Source organism: Pseudomonas sp. PNPG3 (genome assembly GCF_023093815.1).
GTDB lineage: Bacteria > Pseudomonadota > Gammaproteobacteria > Pseudomonadales > Pseudomonadaceae > Aquipseudomonas > Aquipseudomonas asiatica.
In genome coordinates this window covers 1-240 of the sequence record NZ_JALLKV010000317.1, presented here as the reverse complement: position 1 = coordinate 240, position 240 = coordinate 1, and the positions used below count along the sequence as shown (strand labels likewise).

The following is a 240-nucleotide window of genomic DNA, read 5'->3' as shown; positions in this document are numbered from 1 at the left end:
CTCATCGCCGAGTACGGCCTCGAATCCATCCTCGAGGACGGCTTCGTGACCATCGACGACATCCGCTCGATGGCCGGGAAGCTGCCCGAGGGCATGTACGCGCTCGCGCAGCAGAACCTGCCGTGGGCGATCATGTCGCTGTTCTACGGCGCCGGCGGCGATCTCGAGACCGGCGTGAAGGACATGACCGCGAAGCCCTGGCGGGACGCGATCCAGGCCCTCAAGGACCTCTACGACGAG

The 240-nt window shown here is 66.2% G+C and carries 1 protein-coding gene; it reads left to right on the top strand.

Features of this window, described 5'->3' with window-relative positions; all coding sequences use genetic code 11:
* Positions 1-240 (top strand): hypothetical protein (locus tag MJ643_RS31205; protein WP_247727386.1); only part of this gene is annotated, 240 nt, incomplete at both ends.